22 protein-coding genes and 1 tRNA gene are annotated in these 17239 nt (G+C 34.0%); 12 read left to right on the forward strand and 11 right to left on the reverse strand.

All coding sequences use genetic code 11. From position 1 onward, the window contains the following. The first annotated feature begins 27 nt into the window (after positions 1 to 27). Complete coding sequence (locus ACTCAF_RS04140) at positions 28 to 963, forward strand: peptidylprolyl isomerase (protein ID WP_463062033.1); 936 nt, start codon at positions 28 to 30, stop codon at positions 961 to 963. A 69-nt stretch (positions 964 to 1032) separates the two neighbouring features. On the opposite strand, the gene pstB is transcribed toward ACTCAF_RS04140, so the two are convergent. From pstB to ACTCAF_RS04185, 9 genes are all read right to left on the reverse strand, one after another. Beyond that, positions 1033 to 1797 carry a phosphate ABC transporter ATP-binding protein PstB gene (gene pstB / locus ACTCAF_RS04145; RefSeq protein WP_463062079.1) on the reverse strand — a complete coding sequence of 255 codons (765 nt, stop codon included), beginning with the start codon at positions 1795 to 1797 and terminating at the stop codon, positions 1033 to 1035. A gap of 9 nt (positions 1798 to 1806) precedes the next feature. Continuing rightward, the gene (pstA, locus tag ACTCAF_RS04150) at positions 1807 to 2970 is read right to left on the reverse strand and encodes a phosphate ABC transporter permease PstA (RefSeq protein WP_463062034.1); all 1164 of its coding nucleotides are present in this window, start codon (positions 2968 to 2970) and stop codon (positions 1807 to 1809) included. 11 nt (positions 2971 to 2981) lie between these two features. Next, complete coding sequence (gene pstC, locus ACTCAF_RS04155; RefSeq protein WP_463062035.1) at positions 2982 to 4220, reverse strand: phosphate ABC transporter permease subunit PstC; 1239 nt, start codon at positions 4218 to 4220, stop codon at positions 2982 to 2984. A gap of 36 nt (positions 4221 to 4256) precedes the next feature. Further along, positions 4257 to 5267, reverse strand: coding sequence for a PstS family phosphate ABC transporter substrate-binding protein (locus tag ACTCAF_RS04160; protein WP_463062036.1), 1011 nt, complete (start codon positions 5265 to 5267; stop codon positions 4257 to 4259). Positions 5268 to 5357: 90 nt separating this feature from the next. Then, positions 5358 to 6227 (reverse strand): amino acid ABC transporter permease, encoded by an 870-nt coding sequence (locus tag ACTCAF_RS04165; protein ID WP_463062037.1) that lies wholly within the window; start codon positions 6225 to 6227, stop codon positions 5358 to 5360. Beyond that, a complete protein-coding gene (locus tag ACTCAF_RS04170) occupies positions 6228 to 7046 on the reverse strand; it encodes a transporter substrate-binding domain-containing protein (protein WP_463062038.1) in 819 nt (272 codons plus the stop codon). Then, positions 7043 to 7774: an amino acid ABC transporter permease gene (locus ACTCAF_RS04175; RefSeq protein ID WP_463062039.1), complete on the reverse strand. Its 732-nt coding sequence runs from the start codon at positions 7772 to 7774 to the stop codon at positions 7043 to 7045. The genes ACTCAF_RS04170 and ACTCAF_RS04175 overlap by 4 nt, the downstream gene beginning before the upstream one ends. Positions 7775 to 7843: 69 nt before the next feature. Next, entirely contained in the window at positions 7844 to 8392 is a 549-nt protein-coding gene (locus ACTCAF_RS04180) for an NUDIX hydrolase (protein WP_463062040.1), read from the reverse strand. Then, a complete protein-coding gene (locus ACTCAF_RS04185; protein WP_463062041.1) occupies positions 8392 to 8730 on the reverse strand; it encodes a hypothetical protein in 339 nt (112 codons plus the stop codon). Before ACTCAF_RS04185 ends, ACTCAF_RS04180 begins: the two co-directional genes overlap by 1 nt. Before the next feature lie 150 nt (positions 8731 to 8880). Here ACTCAF_RS04185 and ACTCAF_RS04190 point away from each other — a divergent pair, with 150 nt between their 5' ends. The 9 genes from ACTCAF_RS04190 to ACTCAF_RS04230 all read left to right on the forward strand — a co-directional run bounded on the left by ACTCAF_RS04190 (position 8881) and on the right by ACTCAF_RS04230 (position 14643). Then, on the forward strand, positions 8881 to 9051 hold the full coding sequence (locus tag ACTCAF_RS04190; protein WP_242819961.1) for a 4Fe-4S binding protein: 171 nt from the start codon (positions 8881 to 8883) through the stop codon (positions 9049 to 9051). A 78-nt stretch (positions 9052 to 9129) separates the two neighbouring features. After that, a complete protein-coding gene (gene cysE / locus ACTCAF_RS04195; RefSeq protein ID WP_463062080.1) occupies positions 9130 to 9792 on the forward strand; it encodes a serine O-acetyltransferase in 663 nt (220 codons plus the stop codon). Next, positions 9767 to 10180 (forward strand): RrF2 family transcriptional regulator, encoded by a 414-nt coding sequence (locus ACTCAF_RS04200; RefSeq protein WP_463062042.1) that lies wholly within the window; start codon positions 9767 to 9769, stop codon positions 10178 to 10180. Before cysE ends, ACTCAF_RS04200 begins: the two co-directional genes overlap by 26 nt. Positions 10181 to 10188: 8 nt before the next feature. Beyond that, positions 10189 to 11355, forward strand: coding sequence for a cysteine desulfurase family protein (locus tag ACTCAF_RS04205; RefSeq protein WP_463062043.1), 1167 nt, complete (start codon positions 10189 to 10191; stop codon positions 11353 to 11355). 17 nt (positions 11356 to 11372) lie between these two features. Further along, entirely contained in the window at positions 11373 to 12518 is a 1146-nt protein-coding gene (locus ACTCAF_RS04210; RefSeq protein WP_463062044.1) for an MFS transporter, read from the forward strand. Next, positions 12515 to 12763 (forward strand): hypothetical protein, encoded by a 249-nt coding sequence (locus tag ACTCAF_RS04215; protein WP_463062045.1) that lies wholly within the window; start codon positions 12515 to 12517, stop codon positions 12761 to 12763. Before ACTCAF_RS04210 ends, ACTCAF_RS04215 begins: the two co-directional genes overlap by 4 nt. Then, entirely contained in the window at positions 12756 to 13412 is a 657-nt protein-coding gene (locus ACTCAF_RS04220) for an endonuclease III domain-containing protein (RefSeq protein ID WP_463062046.1), read from the forward strand. Before ACTCAF_RS04215 ends, ACTCAF_RS04220 begins: the two co-directional genes overlap by 8 nt. Before the next feature lie 5 nt (positions 13413 to 13417). After that, complete coding sequence (locus ACTCAF_RS04225; protein ID WP_463062047.1) at positions 13418 to 13888, forward strand: Lrp/AsnC family transcriptional regulator; 471 nt, start codon at positions 13418 to 13420, stop codon at positions 13886 to 13888. After that, positions 13885 to 14643: a glycosyltransferase family 2 protein gene (locus ACTCAF_RS04230; RefSeq protein WP_463062048.1), complete on the forward strand. Its 759-nt coding sequence runs from the start codon at positions 13885 to 13887 to the stop codon at positions 14641 to 14643. The genes ACTCAF_RS04225 and ACTCAF_RS04230 overlap by 4 nt, the downstream gene beginning before the upstream one ends. Positions 14644 to 14660: 17 nt before the next feature. Here ACTCAF_RS04230 and ACTCAF_RS04235 read toward each other — a convergent pair whose 3' ends face one another. Together ACTCAF_RS04235 and ACTCAF_RS04240 are read right to left on the reverse strand one after the other, a co-directional pair. Continuing rightward, the gene (locus ACTCAF_RS04235) at positions 14661 to 15860 is read right to left on the reverse strand and encodes an HD domain-containing phosphohydrolase (RefSeq protein ID WP_463062049.1); all 1200 of its coding nucleotides are present in this window, start codon (positions 15858 to 15860) and stop codon (positions 14661 to 14663) included. Positions 15861 to 16063: 203 nt separating this feature from the next. Further along, positions 16064 to 16135, reverse strand: a tRNA-Val gene (locus ACTCAF_RS04240). A gap of 98 nt (positions 16136 to 16233) precedes the next feature. On the opposite strand from ACTCAF_RS04240, the gene ACTCAF_RS04245 reads away from it, so the two are divergent. Together ACTCAF_RS04245 and ACTCAF_RS04250 are read left to right on the forward strand one after the other, a co-directional pair. Next, positions 16234 to 16848 (forward strand): class I SAM-dependent DNA methyltransferase, encoded by a 615-nt coding sequence (locus tag ACTCAF_RS04245; protein WP_463062050.1) that lies wholly within the window; start codon positions 16234 to 16236, stop codon positions 16846 to 16848. A 41-nt stretch (positions 16849 to 16889) separates the two neighbouring features. Next, positions 16890 to 17231 carry a hypothetical protein gene (locus tag ACTCAF_RS04250; RefSeq protein WP_463062051.1) on the forward strand — a complete coding sequence of 114 codons (342 nt, stop codon included), beginning with the start codon at positions 16890 to 16892 and terminating at the stop codon, positions 17229 to 17231. Positions 17232 to 17239: the final 8 nt, after the last annotated feature.

Genomic DNA, 17239 nt, shown 5'->3' on the forward strand with positions numbered 1-17239 from the left:
ATTAAAATAAAGACAATCGGAGGATTTATGAAAAAAATTTTTTTAACACTATTGTTTCTTACTCTCACTACTGCTTTATTTGCAAAGACCCTTGCCACAATAAACGGGAAGATAAACATAGACAGCAGTGAAGTTGACGGAGTATTTGGCAGCATTTTGATAAAGCAGGGGATAATGCCTTCAAGTATCAACATGAACGACCCTCAGGTTATAAATCTCAAAAAAAGTATTCTTGAAAACTTAATCAAAAGGGAATTACTTTATTTAACTGCCCAGAACAATGCTCCCAAAAACCTTGACTCAATTGCCGAAGAGGATTTCAAAAAGATAAAAGGCAATTTTAAATCTGAGCAGGAATACAACAAATATCTTGCAGAAAATGGATTGAATGAACAACAAATAAAAGAAAATATCAAAAAAAATATTATATTGCAGAATTATGTGAAAAAAACATCTGAAAAAGTCAAAGTAACTGACAAAGAATCCAGGGAGTTTTACGAAAAAAACAAAGACTCATTCAAACAACAGGAAGAAGTCAGGGCTTCTCACATTATCATTCTGTTTAACAAAGACAGAGATGAAAAAAAGGCAGAAACTGAAATTAACAAAATATACAATGAAATTAAAAAAGGTCTTAATTTTGAAGAGGCAGCAAAAAAATATTCCGAAGATGGCTCCTCTCAAGTCGGAGGGGATTTAGGATTTTTCCCGAGGGGCAAAATGGTGCCGGAATTTGAAGAGGTAGCATTTAAAATGAACAAAGGCGAAATATCAAAACCTTTCAAGTCAAGATTTGGATATCATATTCTCAAAGTAACCGATAAAAAATCTGAAAAACAACTTAGCTTTGAAGAGGTAAAACAGAATATAGAAAACATTCTTATCTCTGAAAAAACAAAAGCCCTTCTTGACGAAGTAATTGAAAAAAACAGGATGTCAGCAAAAATTGAATACAAAAATTAGCAAAATAAGCACTTAAAAAAAGGTGATGATTGGTAGTTTTAAATAGTCATCACCCATTGTTGATTTTTATTAACCAAATCTCCCGGTAATATAATCTTCTGTCTGCTTCAGTTTTGGCTGCGTAAAAATTTGTTGGGTCTCTCCATATTCTATCAGGTTTCCCATGTAAAAAAAGGCCGTATAATCTGAAACCCTTGCAGCCTGTTGCATACTGTGGGTAACAATTATTATAGTATAATTCTTTTTCAATTCGAATATCAAATCCTCAATCTTTTGTGTGGCAATAGGGTCAAGCGCAGACGCCGGTTCATCCATCAAAATTATGTCAGGTTTCATTGCAATAGCCCTTGCAATACAAAGTCTCTGCTGTTGCCCACCTGAAAGTGCCGTAGCAGGAGCATGAAGCCTATCCTTTACTTCATCCCACAAAAATGCTTTTTTGAGAGAATCTTCAACAAGCTCATCCATTTCTGCACCCTTGCTGGCAATTCCATGAATTTTTGGTCCATAGGCAATATTTTCATATATCGATTTTGGAAACGGATTAGGTTTTTGAAACACCATCCCCACTCTTTTTCTAAGCTCCACAACATCTACGTCAGAATCATAAATATTTTCATCATCAAGCAAAATTTCACCTTCAACTTTTGTACCGTCAATAAGGTCATTCATTCTGTTAAGGCATCTTAAAAAAGTACTTTTACCGCATCCTGATGGCCCAATTAGTGCTGTAACATTGTTTTCATAAAATTTAAGATTGATATCTTTAAGTGCTTTAAATTCTCCATAATAAAAATTTACATTTGAAGCAGACATTTTAACTTTCATCAAAATCATCTCCATTTACCATTGTTTTTCATATTTATTTCTAAGCCAGATGGCAAGTGTGTTCAACAAAAGCATTACAGCAAGCAATACCAAAATTGCAAGGGCAGTCTTTTCGGTAAAGGCCCTTAATGAGGCTGTTGACCATGTATAAATTTGCGCAGGCAAAACTGTTGTTGACTGCACAAAACTTGTAGGAGCATCAGGAATATATGCCACCATACCAACTACAAGCAAAGGAGCAGTTTCGCCAATCGACCTTGCAAGTCCTATAATAAAACCTGTCAATATCCCAGGAACAGCAAGTGGCAATATGTGGTGCCAGATTACCTGCAATTTTGAAGCCCCAACCCCATAAGCGGCCTCTTTAATGGAAGGGGGGATTGATTTTATGGCTGCCCTTGAGCTTATCACTATTACAGGTAAATTCATAATGCCAAGAGTAAGCCCTCCTGCAAGAGCAGACGAACGAGGCACATGCAAAAAGTTTATGAATACAGCAAGCCCCAAAAGACCATAAATAATTGAAGGGATAGCTGCAAGATTATTTATATTTACTTCAATCATTCTTGTAAGCCAATTATCTTTGGCATATTCTTCCAGATAAATTGCTGTGGCAATCCCCAGCGGAACACTTACCAGTATTGTTATAATCATAACATATATCGTTCCAAAAACAGCAGCTTTAATCCCCGCAATTTCAGGAAGATTCGAATCACCGTTTGTAAAAAAATTCCAGTTAAAAAATAATTTAAGTTTCCCTTCTTCTTTTAATTTATCCAGATATTTTTTATCACTATTCTTTAACCTGTTTGGCCTGCCTTTCAAGTACTGGTCAACCTCTGAATCAGCAATCACCCATTCATTAAAAGTTTTATTCATCATATCTTTAGAGTCCTGAATTTTTAAAGGAAGTCTTCTAATCTCATCCCTGCTTATATAGTAATAATCATCTTCCAAAAAGGCATAAGCAGGGTCTTCCAAAACTTCGGGAGTAATACTGATAGTGGTGTATATCTTTGCCTGCCTCAAACCGGAGTACCCTTTAAAAATCATATTACCAAAAAAGGTCACAAGAAATGCAAATGAAATAAAAAGTGCTATTACACCATACATTTTAAATACTTTTTCTTTAAAATATCTTTTTTTATTTCTGCTGCTTTGTATATTTTTAACAGACATCTCAACCCACCTTAATCATATTTTTCTCTGAAACGACGTACAATTTTCATAGAAAAAATATTTAGTATCAATGTAATAATCAATAAAACAAAACCAAGCCCAAAAGCAGAAAGCGTTTCGAGACTTCCAAATTCCTGATCCCCAACAAGCGCATCTACTATTCTGACAGTCACAGTAGTCATCCCTTCCAAGGGATTCAATGTCAGGTTAGGTCTTAATCCTGCAGCCATAACAACAATCATCGTCTCCCCGATAGCTCTTGAAACTGCCAAGATGAATGCCGAGAAAATCCCTGGCAAAGCAGCAGGCAAAACGACATGTTTTATTGTTTCTGATTTTGTAGTCCCAAGGGCAAGTGAGCCTTCCCTGAGGCTATTTGGAACAGCATTTATAACATCATCTGCCAGTGATGACATATAAGGAATAATCATAATCCCCATAACAATTCCCGGTGAAAGGGCATTTGTATATTCGGCTTTAAGACCAACAAGTTCAGCAATTTCTACAACAATCGGGCTAACCGTAATTGCTGCAAAAAAACCGTAAACAACCGTAGGAATTCCAGCTAAAATTTCCAGAAGAGGTTTGATTTTTTTTCGTAGCCTTTTAGAAGCATATTCAGACAAATAAATTGCGCTAAATAGCCCTGCAGGTACTGCTACAAGCATTGCAATTAAAGATATCATTGCAGTGCCAGCAAAAAGCGGTACAGAGCCAAATTTTGGTTCAGCTACCATTTCATTCCCCCTGCCAGCGCCACCCAAAAATGCAGTATCAGGTTCCCACTCTGTCCCAAATAAAAAATCAAAAATACTCACATTTTTGAAAAATTTTAAAGATTCAAAAAACACCGATATAACAATGCCAATTGTAATAAGTATCGTAATTACAGCACTAATCAAAAGAGTTATATTTATAAATCTCTCCACCTTTAATCTGGCATTCTGTTCAGGAGTTATTTTTTTTAGACTAATTAGCAGTGCAATAACAATAATTAAAAATGTAAAAGTATATGTCAGTAAAGGATTAAAATATATAATTTTGTAGTAAGACAAAGCAGACAATAAAGTGTAAAATAAAAATGCTGGTACAGCCATCAAAATCACAGAGTACCAGCCGTAGTAATGAGGCCTTGATTTTATTTTTTGCTCAGCCTCTAAAAAAGTTGCTTTTTTGACACCAAAATAATGCCCCAAAAAAATAAGAATTATCGAACAAACCAGAAACACATAAAAATATACCTTTTCCATAATACCTCTAAAAAGGGCTGATTAACAGCCCCTTTATTATTTTAAATCCTCAATCTTTAAAACTTTTCTATTCTGCCAGTCTGCTCTTACCTTTTCCCTTTCACTTTTAGGCAAAGGTATAAGACCTATCCTCTTTAATGCTCCTCTACCACCAATCATTTTTTCACTGACAAAAAGGTCAACATATTCTTCGATACCTGGTACTTTGCCTAAATGATTCTTTTTAACGTAGAAAAACATGCTTCTTGCAACAGGATATTTTCCAGATGAAATATTTTCAGCTGTAGGTTCAACATTATCAATTATTGCAGCTTTAAGTCTGTCACTATTTTCTTCCAGAAAACTGTACCCGAAGATACCAACTGCCGTTTTATCCTTTACAAGCCTCTGAACAATAAGATTGTCATTCTCACCTGCTGGCACATAAACACCATCTGTCCTGATTTTAGAATATTTACCACCATACTCTTTTATCTTTTTTGATGCCTCTTCCATTACAAGTTCTTCAAAAGAATCTCTCGTACCTGAAGATGTGGGAGGGCCATACACCAAAATTTCTCTTTTAGGCAAAGAAGGATTAATTTCGTTCCAATATTTATATGGATTTTTAACCAGTTTGCCGTTTACAGGCACCTCTTCTGCAACAGCAAGCAAAATATCTTTTCTTGTCAAATCCAAATCTTCTGAATCTTTATTCTGAGCAAGTACTATACCGTCATAACCTATTTTCACTTCGATAGTTTCAATACCTTTTTCAATATTGTTTTTAAGCTCTTTTTCCTTAATTCTTCTTGAAGAATTTGTTATATCTGGTGTATTTTCTCCAACCCCTTCACCAAAAAGTTTGTGCCCGCCTCCTGAACCAGTTGATTCTACTACCGGCGTCTTAAATTTTGTTGTAGCACCAAATTCTTCTGCAACATAACTTGAAAATGGATACACGGTGCTTGAGCCAACAATCCTTATCTGCTCCCTTGCCAGTACATTTCCAGCTGCCATAAAAAACACACTTAAGGCAACCAGTGCTAAAATTTTGAGACTTTTCATCACTTTCCTCCTATCCTTATTAAGGTTAAGGAAGCATAGTGTTATTTTGTCAGAAATATGTACAAAGAATGTCAAAAAATTGTAAAATTTTTAAAAATTGGCCGTCAATTTCTTCTCAATCTTTTTATTTAACATTGACAGCAGGAAAGTCAAAAAAAAGTAAAAAAATGTAACTGTAATCCATGTTTCATATGTAAGATAAGTGGCAGACATCATTTCCATACCCTGAAATGTAAGCTCAGGAATAGCCACCACAGACACGATAGAAGAATCTTTAATAGTTGATATAAACTGACTGTTTAAAGGTGGGATTATCACCTTTGTAGCTTGCGGCATAATAACATATTTCAAAATTTTTAGTTTTGACAATCCCAAAGCTTTGGCCGCATCTTTTTGGCCACTGTCAACCGACTCAATTCCTGCTTTTACAATCTCAGCGATATAAGCACTTTCATAAATAGCAAGTGTAAGTACACCGGCAAAAAAAGAGGATAAAAGATTAATAGGTGCAAAGGTAAATGAAACGATATTTATCACAGTCTGGGATTGGGCTCTTAAAATGTGTTCAATATCAAAGTAAACAAACAGTTGATCAGCAATAAAAAAATAAAAAATAAAAACCAGCACGAGTGGTGGAATATTTCGGTTAATTTCAACATAAATCAATGACCCAATTTTAAAAAAAGGTCTTTTTAATGTTCTTGATACACCCGCTATAAGTCCAAAAATCATACTGAAAATAATTGACCAGAAACTCAGTTTTAACGTGTAAAAAAGCCCTTTAGTCAAAAGTCCAAAATGATAGCCTGTTTCATCCCTGTTTATAAGATACCCTAAAACTTTATGCCATCGCCAATTATATTCAACATAACTATTAACTCTGTAAATTAAATATATCAGTAAAAACAAAAGGATAGACAATGCCACATAGTCTATCCTTTTTAATCCAAACCTTAACATCTACTTTAAAAGTTTCTCCCAGTCCTTTGTATTAAACCAATAATCTCTTCTCTCCTTCAACCACCCTTCAGATTCTACAATTGTAATCCAGCTATTGAAATAGTTTAAAGTATCAATGTCCCCTTTCCTGATAGCAAAAGCAATAGGCTCTTTGGTAAAAGTTTCTTTAAATGGTAAAAACAGTTTGTCACTATGTTCAATAGCCTGAAATGCAGGCATAGGAGAAGAAGCCACTACCGCATGTACTCTTCCAGTCAAAAGTTCTTGAATAGCCTGCGACTCATCATCAAAAAGCTTCAATTTTGCATTGGGAAGATATTTTTTTGCGGCACTTTCTGCTGTAGTCCCGATTCTCACCGCTATTATAACATCATTCTTATTAAAATCTTGTAAGGTTTTAAACCCTTCAGCCTTTTTTTTGTGAGCCACAATTGACATTCCTGAATAATCGTAAGGAATTGTAAAATTTACCTTTTTATTTCTCTCGGGAGTAATCCCCATCCCACCAATAATCACGTCATATTTCCCCGTCAATAGAGCAGGTATTATACCTGACCATTTTGTAGGCACAAACTCGACCTTGACCCCCATATCTTCTGCAAGCCTTTTGGCAACATCTATTTCAAAACCTATAAGATTGCCATTCTTGTCCTGCATTGCCCAAGGGACAAAAGTCGACATTCCTACTTTTATATAACCTCTTTTCAAAATCTTTTCGATTGTGCTTTCCTTTACAAGCTCATCTCTTACTGACTCGGCATTTCCTGAAACAAACATTGCAAAAAATAACAGAATAATTAAACCAAAAAATCTTTTCATACTGCACCTCTTTTAACTTTTTTTGAAAAAATTTTAATACATATCGACAATATAATATTTATTATAAGGTAAATTGCTGCCACTGTAAACCAAACTTCAAAACTTAAAAAGGTCTCGCTGACAATTGCCTGTCCATATAAAGTCAACTCATAGACAGAAATAGTGCTGACAAGTGCAGAATCTTTTACAAGCGAAATTGCCTGACTTGCAAGAGGCGGAGCAACATTTCTTAATGCCTGCGGCAACACTACAAACCGGTACATCTGAAAAGAGGTTAACCCCAAACTTCTTGCTGCCTCATACTGGCCAAAATGAATAGAATTTAATCCGCCTCTGATAATTTCCGATGCATATGCACCCTCAAAAAGACTTAATGTAAGTATCGCTGTAACATATGGAGAAATATCAAATATAGGGGACAGCACAAAATAGTTGAAGAATATCTGTATCAGAAGAGGCGTATTCCTGATTGTCTCGATATAAAAAACAGAAACCATATTCAGTACCGCTGAGCCAGATACTCTAAATAATGAACTTGTAAGACCGATGATAAATGATAACACCAAACTAATGGCAGAAATTTCTACTGTAACAATTAACCCTCTCAGTAATACACCAGGTTGATAGCCAGAATTTGATTTTTCGATTATATATTTACCAATTCTGTAAAATTGCCAGTTATACCCAAGATTTTCTGATAATTTCCATAAAAGAAAAATTGAAAACATTACAAGCAGTGACAATAATAACAAATCAATAAACAATTTATTCTTTATATTCACTTTTGAGAGAATATACTACCCCTGATTTTTTTCCTTTAACAAAAAATGAGAATAAGCTGCCAAAACAATACTATGGGTAATTTTACCACTGACAATATAATCTTCCAATTCCTGTCTGCTTAAACTCACAACCTCTATATCTTCAAACAAATCAAGCTGAAGCTCATATTTAAAACTACATTCTTCAGCCAGATAAATATACGCCCTATTACTCATAAATGCCGGGTTAGGATGAACAACTGATAGCAATTCAATGTTACCGGCAGCAAGACCGGTTTCCTCCCTGAGCTCTCTCAAAGCTGCCTCTTTATGAGATTCATTTTCATTGATAGCTCCACCGGGGAATTCATAGGTAGTCTCTTCTGTCCCTACCCTAAACTGTTTTACAAGTATGAATTTGTTATCTGAAGTTACAGGAATAATTGTGACCCAGTTACTGGTATTGATAATGGTAAAATTCATAGAAGCATTTTTCTTGTCAAAGTAATATTCACAGTGGTCCACAGAGAGCACTTTATCTTTGTACTCTCTGTGTGTATTTAATTTCTTCCAGTATTTGTCCATTATAAAATCAAACCGCTACCGCCTGATTTAGCTCCTCCCATTGGCCCCATATCCGGAATGTTGGAAGCTATTTTTATATTGCTTTTTGCCTCAAGATATTTATTGATAAGCTCTTCTGGCAATTTTTGATATTCATACAAAATATGGGCTTCATCAATTTCCCCTCCTACTTCATCTTCAAAAGGAAATCCAAAAGGGAGCATTGCAAGTTGCACGCCACCTCCGGCCGGAATCGCCTGAATCTGCACAATATCTTTTAGTTTTCCATCTTCAAGTTTTCCCATAACAGAGTCACCTGATACAAGCTTTACAAATTTAATATTTTCAGTAACCATCATATCCTCCGATTTTTTTTAGGGTTAATATATTCTATTTTCCCAAAATGCAACCCAAAACATAAAAATTGGTATCAGAAGATTTTGAAAATTTTTGTTGACATTGTGGGTGTTGATTACTATTAATTGAATATAATCAAAGGGAGGTGCAAAATGGCACATTTTATAACTGATGCATGTACAAACTGTGGTGTATGTGAAGACGAGTGCCCAGTAGGTGCAATTAGTGAAGGTGATGATGCAAGAGTAATCGATCCTGATACTTGTACTGACTGTGGTGCATGCGTTGAAGTATGCCCGGTTGATGCTATTGAAGCTCAATAATTAAGCTATTTAATACCTGTATTGGAAACAATGCAGGTATTTTTTATATATAAATTTACTACTACCAGGGTAGGATTTATGAATATTTTCAAGACATTAAAAGAAGAAATAAATGCTGTATTTGAAAGAGACCCAGCTGCAAGAAGCACGCTTGAGATAATATTTTGTTATCCTGGTTTTCATGCGATAATTTTTTACCGAATATCTCACTGGTTTTGGGAAAAGAAGTTTTATTTTCTTGGAAGGTTTATTTCTCATCTTGGAAGATTTTTCACAGGGATTGAAATACATCCTGGAGCCAAAATAGGTAAAAACTTCTTCATTGACCATGGAATGGGAGTTGTTATTGGTGAAACTGCAGAAATAGGTGACAATGTAACAATATACCATGGTGTTACACTGGGCGGGGTAAGCCTCAACAAAGGGAAAAGACATCCAACAATTGGTAACAACGTTATAATAGGCTCAGGTGCAAAAATTCTTGGCCCCTTCAAAGTCGGGGACAATTCTAAAATTGGCTCAAACTCTGTTGTAGTAAAAGAAGTGCCCCCTAACTCCACAGTGGTAGGCATACCTGGCAGAATAGTTTCTGGTGAAAAGAAAATCGATTTCGACCACAGCAATCTCCCTGACCCTGTTGCCAAAGCTATCGAATGTATTATTGAAAGGGTTGTAAGTATTGAAAAAGAGATAAAAACCATAAAAAAGGATAAAAATGATGAGGATAACAACCAAGAGTAGATATGCTATAAGGGCGATTTACGCACTTTTAATGCTAAACGGGGAAAATGAACCTGTTTCACTGAAAAAGATTTCAGAATATGAAGATATCTCTCTAAAATATCTCGAACAGATATTTTCAAGACTCAAAAGAGCAAATATAGTTACTGCTGCAAGAGGTATCTCCGGCGGATATATGCTATCAAAAAATTCTGAGCAAATTTCCGTAAAAGAGATAATATATGCCATGGATGGCCCGATAAAACCTGTTGACTGTATTGATAATGACGGTTGTAACAAGGCGTCTCAGTGTGCTGTAAACTGGCTCTGGTTTGAACTTAAAAAAAATGTTGATAATTTTTTCCAAAATATTACACTCTCAGACTTAAAAAAGAAGAATAAATGTTAGAGGTTGATATGGCAATATATTTTGATAACAGTGCTACCACAAAAGTTGACAAAAGAGTTGTTGAGGCAATGCTCCCTTACTTTGAAGAAATTTTTGCAAATCCATCAAGTCTGCATAACCCGGGCAGAACAGCAAGAGAACATCTTGAAAATTCCAGACAAAAGGTCGCTGAGCTATTATCTGCTGAATCTGAGGAAATTATTTTTACAGCAAGCGGCTCTGAATCTGACAATATGGCTCTTTTTGGAATAGCAAGGGCACTAAAACATAAAGGCAACCACATAATTACTTCAAATATCGAACACAAAGCCATAAGTGAGGCTTGCGAAGAGCTTGAAAAAGAAGGTTTTGAGATAACTTATCTCCCTGTAAACAAAACAGGACATATTGAAATCGATACTTTCAAAAATGCAATAACTGACAGGACAATACTTGCAAGTATAATGCTTGCAAATAATGAAATAGGTACAATTCAGCCGATAAAGGAGCTTGCTACTGTTGCTCGGGAAAAAGATATAATTTTTCATACTGATGCCGTTCAGGCTGTTGGAAAAATGAAGGTGGATGTTTCTGATTTAGGTGTTCATCTTTTAAGTTTTTCCGGACATAAAATTTATGCCCCTAAAGGGATAGGTGTTCTTTATATTGACAGAGAATTGAAAAATATCCTGAAACCTATAATATATGGGGGGCATCACGAATATGGTCTTAGAGCAGGAACTGAAAATGTTCCGTATATTGTAGGGATAGGCAAGGCCTGCGAAATCATCAAAGCTGAGCTTGATAAAGATATTGCTCATATCAAACAGGTGAGAGACCGTTTTGAACAAAGAATTATTAATGAAATACCAGACACTTATGTTAATGGTGGCGAACCAAGAATATGCAGTGTTTCCAATATTACTTTCAAATATATAGAAGGTGAAGCACTTATGGTGTATGCTTCAGAAGTATGCTGCTCCACCGGGTCAGCTTGTTCTTCTGACAGTATGGATGCTTCGCACGTACTGAAAGCAATAAATATAAACCCGGTAGACGCTCACGGTGCACTGAGATTTAGTTTTGGCAGATTCAATACTCTTGAGGAAGCAGACAGAGCTGTGGAAATCTTAAAAGAGAATGTTGCTAAACTAAGGGCAATATCTCCCCTTTATCAACAAGTAAAAAATTCATAAGCAATCAGGCGGCAACTGTGAATCATTTTAAAAAAGCCGCCTTTCTTTCCTTATTTTATTTCTTTCATTTTGGCACTCTTGGCATATTTATCCCTTTTGTAGCACTATATTTAAAGACATCAGGTTTTTCGGGCAGTGAGATAGGAATATTTATTACTATTGTTTCTGTGGTAAAATTCCTATTTACAAACAAATGGACTAAAATTTACAACTCAATTTCTTATAAAAAACTTTTCCTTATAACAGCCATTATCGTTTCCAATTCAAGTGTTATACTCCTGATATTTTCAAATTACCTGGCCGTTTTTCTGTCTTTTGTAATATACTCTGTTGCAAGGGTTGGCATATTGCCGGTAATAGACCATATCTCAAATGAATTTTCAAGACAGTCCGGTATAGAATATGGGAAAATAAGGCTTTTTGGCTCAATAGGCTTCATTGTATTTACAACACTTACTGGTCTTCTGGTGGATTATTTTGATATAAACGTATTTATAATAATGTCAGTATTGACAGGCTTATTATCTGCCATTTCGATATCTTTTGTGCATCTTTTCGACATTGATGATGACAAAAAAAATAATCTCAATAAAAAATTAAGTTTTGACTTCAAACTTATACTTTTTGCAAGTTTAATATATTTCATTCCACTGACTTTTTTTCACAACTTTATGAATATAAAAGTTCAGTACCTAAACAGTTCACAGACAACAGCGGGAATTATATGGTCAGTTGGAATATGTGCCGAAATTCTTTTAATGTTTTTTTCCAGGAAATTATTTGAGAAGATACAGCCTTATAACCTATTGATAATCTCTATGCTTTTAGGGTCTATCAGATCTTTTGTCATAGGTTATACACATTCCCCTTACGTTTTACTTGTTATCAATCTTCTACATGGATTTGCTTTTGGCACATTTCATCTTTCAATAATAAGATATATAAAAGATAGCATTCCGGATTTTATAAGGTTAAAAGCCCAGAGTTACTATGCCACATTTATTTATGGTCTTGGGGCAATATTGGGCTCCATTATTTCAGGTTATCTCTATGATATTATGGGGGTTGAAAATATGTTTATAACAGGTGGTTTTTTTGCACTATCCTCCGGATTAATTTTGTTATTGTATAGAAACAAAATTATGGTAAAATATACGGCATGAAACAGATAAAAATGATTCTTGAAGAGCTTACAGAGATATGTAACAAACTTGATATAAAAGTAAGATTTGAAAAGACCACCGCAAAAGGCGGTCTCTGTAAAGTCAACGACAAGTATATGATAATAATTGACAGAAAAGCTACCGATGAATACAAAGCAAATGTTATTGCAAATTCATTAAAAAAATTTGATATAGAAAATCTTCATTTGAAGCCGAAAGTTAGAGATTTTATAGATAATGCATAAAAATATTGATACAATTTTTGCTTTACTCCTGGAGTTTTATAAGAATCAAGAAGAACCTTCAATTACAAAACTTGCAAAACTTTATAAAAATGACCCTTTTAAAATACTTTTAAGCACAATTATTTCACTAAGAACAAAGGATGAAGTAACTATTGCATCATCCAAAAAACTATTTTTGGTTGCAGACACTCCAGAAAAAATTGTGTCTTTAAGCACAGATGAGATTGAAAAACTCATTTTTCCAGCCGGATTTTATAAAAAAAAGGCTCTAACAATAAAAAATATATCCCAAAAATTGATAGAAGAATATAATTCCAGGGTGCCTGAATCCATAGATGAGTTGTTAAAGTTCAAAGGTGTTGGAAGAAAAACGGCAACACTCGTTATGATTGAAGGATTTCATAAAAATGAAGTCTGTGTAGATACTCATGTTCATAGAATTTCAAACAGAATCGGGCTTGTTAACACCAAATCCCCTGAAGAAACTGAAACATCCTTAAAAAAAATTGTTCCGGAAAAATATTGGATAAAGCTAAATGAAATATTGGTGGTATACGGGCAAAAAATTTGCAAACCTATAAGTCCGTTATGTTCGACTTGCTTTATTAACAAACATTGTGATAGAATAAATGTAAATAAAATGAGGTAATATTTATGAAACATAATCTTGATGAAATTGATATAGAAATAATCAATCTTATGATTAAAAATGGTCGTATACCATATGCAGACATCGCAAAACATGTAGGGATGAAGTCCCCTTCCGTAATTGAAAGGGTCAAAAAACTCGAAACAGAAGGGGTTATTAAACAGTATTCTACAGAAATCAACTATAAAGTTCTTGGCTATGACATTACAGCTTTTATAGGAATAAGTATTGATAATACACAGCATATAACCGACTTTGAACAATCTCTTACAAACATTTCAAACGACATCGTGGAGTGCCACCATGTTACCGGGGATTTTACAATGATTTTGAAGGTAATTACAAAAAATACCTCTACCCTTTCAAGGCTTATCAAACAACTTCGAAATATGAATGGGGTACAGAAGACAAATACTATTCTTGTGTTTTCTACAATATTAAACAAGAAAAGGCTGGTAGAAGACTTTTTTGAATGAAAGTTTCTGTAATAATCCCTGTTTTTAATAGGATAGCTACATTAAAAAGTGCAATAGAAAGTGTTTTTTTTCAGACTTATAAGGATATAGAAATTATAGTGGTGGATGATGGCTCAGATTTGGATATTAAAAGCCACTTAACTCAATACTTGTCAAGAATAAAACTAATAAAAATCGAAAAAAATTTAGGTGTTAGCATTGCAAGGAATATAGGTATAAAAAAATCAAATGGTGAATTTATTGCATTTCTTGACTCTGATGACATCTGGCTTAATTTTAAAATTGGGTATCAACTTGAAATGTTAAAAAAACACAACAGCCTTGTTTGTCATACAGATGAGTTCTGGTATAAAAAAGGAGAGTTTGTTAACCAGGGACTTAAACATAAAAAATACGGCGGCAAAATCCTGACAAAAATTCTCGACATATGTCGGATAAGCCCTTCATCAGTATTAATCCATAAATCTGTATTTAACAAAACGGGATATTTTAACCCTTATATGAAAGTCTGCGAAGATTATGACCTCTGGCTGAGGATAGCGCTATTTTACGATGTACTTTATCTCGAACAAAAAACTCTTGTAAAACGCTCAATTACTGATGACCAGCTCAGCCTTAATACCCCGAATATGGAAAGCATGAGACTTAAATCCCTGATATCATTTTTGACAAACTACAAAGACCACTTATCCTACAATGAAATAAACGAAATCATGAAAGAAATAAAGAAAAAAGAGAACATATTAAAAAAGTAGTAAATTTTTATTATCAACTAATTATTAAGTAGAGAAATATTATCAAGAAGGATTTGAACCGGGTTAAAGTCAATCTCTTTTTTAGTATAAAAGGAAATTATCTGCTTATAAGGCATACCTGTCATGGCATTATATGAATTAAGGTCATAAATGTATGGTTTTACAAATTTACCTTCAGAGTCTTTAACTATCAATACAAGGGGCTGTTTTTTATTTATCCCCTCTTTAACAATTATGCCAACCTCATCTGAATCAAGCCTTACAACCTTTCCCAATGTATTATTCTTAATAAAATTCAATAATATATCACTTACATTTTTACTGAATTCTGCACCTGCAGACTGTTTAATAATTTCAATAGCCTCTTCCTGGCTCATGGCCTCGCGGTAAGTAGTGTCATTCGTCAATGCATCATAAGCGTCAAGAATTGATGCAATTTTGGCATAAGGTGAAATATTGTTTCCTGATAGTCGCCTTGGGTAGCCCTTACCGTTATATCTTTCATGATGCTCAAGAACTATTCTAAGTACTATCTCGCTCTCACATTTATATTCAGATAGAAATTTATATCCTAAAATCGGGTGCTTCTTTACTTCAGCAAACTCATGCTCGTTAAGCTTACCCTTTTTATTTACTATATCTGTATCTATGAAAAGTTTACCTATATCGTGTAACAGACCACCTTTTGTCATCTCAAGAGTCACTTTTTCATTATAACCTAAATTTTTTGCAGATATGTTTGATAAAAGAGCTACATTTATACTGTGATTGTACAAATATTCTTCATTTTGAGAATATTTGGTAATATTAACAATAAAACCACTATTTTTGACTGAGCTACTATTTATTTTTTCTGTAATAACATCAACTTTTTCAGGATCAAACCTCTGGCTTTTAACACTTTGAAATATCTCTTTTAACTCTGAAAGCAAGACAGGATATATATTTTTAACAAATTCAAGGTCTGAAAGAAAAAGATTTGAAAGACTCTTTTCTGATATTTCATCTTCCTTTGATATTAAAGCAACTGTTTCACTGATATATTCAACCAGAATCTCCTTTACACCATAAGATTTAAGTATCTTTAGCATTTCTTCATTGCTGATGTTACTTGATACTATTTTGGCATTAAGCCACTCTTTGTCACAGCCTACAATCTTCATCCCTTCATTGTAGCCGTCAATAGGGATCTTTTTAAATATTAACTTGTTTTGCATAAATTAATAATAGTATAGAATTGGTTGAATTTCAATTTTTTTATGCTCTTATATTCATATTTTAAACGGGATTTAAACAAAAAAGGTTTGCCTATTAGCCACTTATAAAGGAAAATATGCCATGTTTATTCAAAAAAAAAGTGGAAAAATTGACAATTTCAAGCTTTTATATTTTTAAAGTCCTATAACATATTGATAACAAATAGGAACGAGGGGGGTCGAACCCCTGACCCTTGCGACGTCAACGCAATGCTCTCCCACTGAGCTACGTTCCTGAAAGCTCATAGTATATAAAACATATTTAAAAAAAACTCAAGTTTTACTTTACATTATTTTTGATTATTATAAAATATCGATGTTAATTGGGGGAATTATGAGTAGTTTTGATTACAAAGCATTTTACTACGATCAAAACCCAATGCATATAGAACGGGCTCAAAAAGTAGCTGACTCAATAAAATTGTCATGTAACATTGACAAAAATCACGTTATTGCTGACTTTGGCTGTGGTACGGGGCTTTTGGGACTCCAGTTTGCACCTTTAGTCAGGCAGGTTGATATGATTGACAACTCTCCCAAAATGCTCCAGGTCTTAGACGACAAAATCAAAAAGTTAGATTTAAAAAATGTAAATACTGTCTTTCTTGACCTTGATTCATGTTCCAACTTGCCCTTATCAAAGTATGACATAATTATGACACTTATGACTTTTCACCATATAAAAGATATAAAAAAGGCTATTTTTCAGCTTTCCCAGATGCTTAAAAAAGATGGAAAATTGGTAATTTGTGATCTTGATGAAGAAGATGGCTCATACCATAGCGATGGCAACACCATCCATAATGGAATTAATCAGGAAATATTAAAAAATTATGCAATTTATAGCAAATTAAACTTTATTACTTCAAAAATTCCATATATAATTAAAAAAGAAATAGATGGGAATAATAAAAGTTACCCAGTATTTATGCATATTTATGGTAAATAGCACTTGCTGTTTATAAATTTATTAATCAGGGGGTATAACCTATGAAGCAAAAACTTATGTTTTTAACTGTTTTTATGATGGTTTTGATTATGGTAGCAAGCAGCTTTGCTGCAAACACAAGAGATGGCAGAAGAAAATTCAAAAAATATTGTTATAAGGAGTGCCACAGAGGAAATATTGATGGTGTAAAAGTTATTACGCCAAACTCATATACAGGTGGCCAGTGGCTTGAAATGTTTAAAAATAATAGGGCTACACTAAAAAGATATCACAAAAATAATGAGCTTGATAAAATTGATTTAAGTGAGAAAGTATACGAAAATATAAGAGAATATCTGAAAGACCACGGGCTTGATTCTGATACCCCGGAAACATGCGGCTAAAAAAGGTG

Source organism: Deferrivibrio sp., assembly GCF_055117995.1.